At 75.2% G+C, this 3,590-nt stretch carries 1 protein-coding gene; it reads left to right on the top strand.

All coding sequences use genetic code 11. From position 1 onward, the window contains the following. A partial coding sequence (locus ABZ914_RS48555) for a non-ribosomal peptide synthetase (protein ID WP_500201384.1) occupies positions 1 to 3,590 on the top strand: 3,590 nt, incomplete at both ends.

The following is a 3,590-nucleotide window of genomic DNA, read 5'->3' as shown; positions in this document are numbered from 1 at the left end:
CGCCGACCGGCTCCACGCGGTCGCGCGCGACCACGGCGTCACCCCCGGCACCCTCTTCGAGACGGCGTGGGGCCTGACGCTGATGGGGATGACCGGCCGCGACGACGTGGTGTTCGGCGCCTCCGTCTCCGGCCGCCACCCGGATGTGGACGGCGTGGAGTCCATGGTCGGCCTGCTGTTCAACACCGTCCCGATCCGCGTGCAGGCCGGCCCTTCCGACCCGGTGGCCGGGGTGCTCGGACGGGTCCAGGCGGCGCAGTCGGAGCTGTTCGACCACTCCTACGTCGCGCTCGCCGACGTGCAGCGCGCCACCGGCCTCGGCACGCTGTTCGACACGCTGTTCGTCTTCCAGAACTTCCCCGGCATGCCCACGGGCCGCGGTTTCGGGCCGGACGGAGCCCTGCGCGTCACCGGGCGCGAGGTCCGCGACGCCACCCACTACCCGCTGACCGTGGTCGTCGACCCGGGCGCCGCCCTCCGCGTCATGTACCGGGGCGACGCGTTCACCGAGGCGGAGGCCGAGCGCGTCACCGACCGGTACGTCCGGGTCCTCACGCAGATCGCCGGCGCGCCCGGAGCGCCGTGCCACCGGCTCGACCTGCTGCTTCCCGGGGAACGCGAACGCCTGCGGCGCGACCGGGACGAGGCGTGGCACCCCGTCCCCGAGCAGACCGTCGCCGAACTCCTCGCCGAACGCGCCGCCGAGCGGCCCGGCGACACCGCGCTCGTCTCGCTGCCGGACGTCCGCCTCACCTACGGGGAGCTGAACGCCGAGGTCAACCGTCTCGCGCGGCTGCTCCTGGCGAACGGGGCAGGCCCGGAGCGCGTCGTCGCGCTCGCCCTGCCGCGCTCCGCCGAGATGGTCGTCGCGCTGTTCGCCGTGCTGCGCACCGGCGCCGCGTACCTGCCGCTCGAACTCGACCTCCCGGCCGACCGGCTCGACTACATGATCGCGGACGCGTCCCCGGCGGTGCTCGTCTCGCACCGCGACATCGCCGGCGGCCTCGCGTTCACCGGGACCGCCCTCGCCCTGGACGACCCCGGCACCGCGCGGGCGCTCGCCGCACTGCCCGATACCGACGTCGAACCCGGCGAGCTGCCCGGCTTCGCGCCCGGCACCCCCGGACGCCTCGACCACCCCGCCTACGTGATCTACACGTCGGGCTCGACGGGCCGCCCGAAGGGCGTCGTCACCCCGTACCGGGGCCTGACGAACATGCAGTTCAACCACCGCGCGAACATCTTCGACCCCGTGGTGCGGGCCGCGGGTCGGCGGCTGCGGATCGCGCACACCGTGTCGTTCTCCTTCGACATGTCGTGGGAGGAGCTGCTGTGGCTCATCGAGGGCCACGAGGTGCACGTCTGCGACGAGGACCTGCGGCGCGACGCCGAGGCGCTCACCGCCTACCTGCGCGAGCACCGCGTCGACGTCATCAACGTGACCCCCACCTACGCCCAGCAGCTGCTGGACGAGGGGCTCCTCGACGGCGGGCACCGGCCGCCGCTCGTCCTGCTCGGCGGCGAGGCCGTCCCCGCGTCCGTCTGGGACCGGCTCGCCGGGGCGGACGGCGTCCTCGGCTACAACCTGTACGGCCCCACCGAGTACACGATCAACACGCTCGGCGGCGGCACCGAGGACAGCGCGACCCCCACGGTCGGCAAGCCGATCTGGAACACCCGCGCCCACGTCCTCGACGCGTGGCTGCGGCCCGTCCCGCCCGGCACCCCCGGCGAGCTGTACATCGCGGGCGCCGGGCTGGCCCGCGGCTACCTCGGCCGCCCCGACCTGACCGCCGAGCGCTTCGTCGCCGACCCGTTCACCGGCGGACGCATGTACCGGACGGGCGACCTCGTCCGCGTCCGCGAGGACGGGAACATCGACTTCCTCGGCCGCACCGACGACCAGGTGAAGATCCGCGGGTACCGCGTCGAGCTCGGCGAGATCGAGGCCGCGCTCGCCGCCGAGCCCGGCGTCGGGCAGGCCGCCGTCGTCGCCACGGACACCGGCGTCCCCGGCGTCCGGCGGATCATCGGCTACGTCGTCCCGGACGGGACCCGCGACGGCGCCGCCGACGAGCGGCTCGCCGAGTGGCGGCAGATCTACGACGCCGAATACACCGAGGTCGGCACGGTCGTGCACCACGAGGAGTTCGCCGGCTGGGACAGCAGCTACGACGGCGCGCCGATCCCGCTCGCCGAGATGCGCGAATGGCGGGACACGACCGTCGACCGGATCCGCGCGCTGCGGCCCCGCCGGGTCCTGGAGATCGGCGTCGGCGCCGGCCTGCTGCTCACCCGGCTCGCCCCGGACTGCGAGGAGTACTGGGGGACGGACTTCTCCGAGCCCGTCATCGCCAAGCTGCGCGCCGACCTCGGACCGGACTCGCCCGTCCGGCTGAGCCACCGCCCCGCCCACGACACCGAGGGCCTTCCCGAAGCGCACTTCGACACGATCGTGATCAACTCGGTCGTCCAGTACTTCCCCGGCGCCGGCTACCTCGAAGACGTCGTCGCCAAGGCGATGCGGCTGCTCGCCCCCGGCGGGCGGCTCTTCGTCGGCGACGTCCGCGACCTGCGGACGGTCCACGGCTTCCACGCCGCGATCCGGCTCGGACGCGGAGACACCGACCTCCGCGCCGTCGAACGCGCCGTGCGGATGGAGAAGGAACTCCTTCTCGACCCGGCTTTCTTCACCGCTCTGGACGGCCCCGCGCGCGTGGACGTCCTCACCAAGCGGGGCGTCCACCACAACGAGCTGACCCGCCACCGCTACGACGCCGTCCTCTGGAAGCCCGGACCGGACGTCCCGCCGGTTCCCGAGACGCCCGCCGTGGACTGGACCGCCCTGGATGGGCTCGACGGTCCTCCCGCCGTCCGCGCGCTGCTGGCGCTGCGCGACGGCGTGCCCGCCGACGCGGCGCGCACCGCCGGCGCCGAGTCCGCGTGGACCGGGGGGCCGCTGCGCGTGACGGGCATCCCCGACGCGAGGCTGTCCGGCGAGATCGCGGCGCTGGAGGCGCTGCGGGCCGGCGCGTCCCCGGACGAGGCGCGCGAGGCGCTCGCCGCCGCGCCGGCAGGGATCGAACCGGAGGCGCTGCACGCGCTGTGCCCGGACGCTGTCCTGACGCCATCCGCGCAGGCCGGGCGGTACGACGCCGTCTTCGGCGGGGGAGCGGCGCACGTCCCGGCCGAGCCCGGCCGTCCGCCGTCGGCGTACGCGAACGATCCGGTGGCGGCACGCGACCACGGCGTGCTGGGCGCCCGCGTCCGGGAGAGCCTGAAGCGGAAGCTGCCCGGCTACATGGTGCCGAGCGCCGTCGTGACGCTGGACGCGCTCCCGCTCACGGTGAACGGGAAGCTCGACCGCCGCGCCCTGCCCGACCCGGGCCGGGACGGTGCGCGCCGCGCCGGGGGCCGCCCGCCGCGCACGCCGATCGAGCGGGTGCTCTGCACGCTGTTCGCCGAGGTGCTCGACGCGCCGGGCGCGGGCGTCGACGACGACTTCTTCGACCTGGGCGGGCACTCGCTGCTCGCGACGCGGCTCGTCGGCCGTGCGCGCGCGGCGCTCGGAGCGCGGCTCGCGATCCGCG

It is taken from the genome of Spirillospora sp. NPDC046719 (assembly GCF_040645715.1).
GTDB lineage: Bacteria > Actinomycetota > Actinomycetes > Streptosporangiales > Streptosporangiaceae > Spirillospora.
The sequence above is the reverse complement of the archived record's forward strand: the minus strand, read 5'-3'. Positions and strand labels throughout refer to the sequence as shown.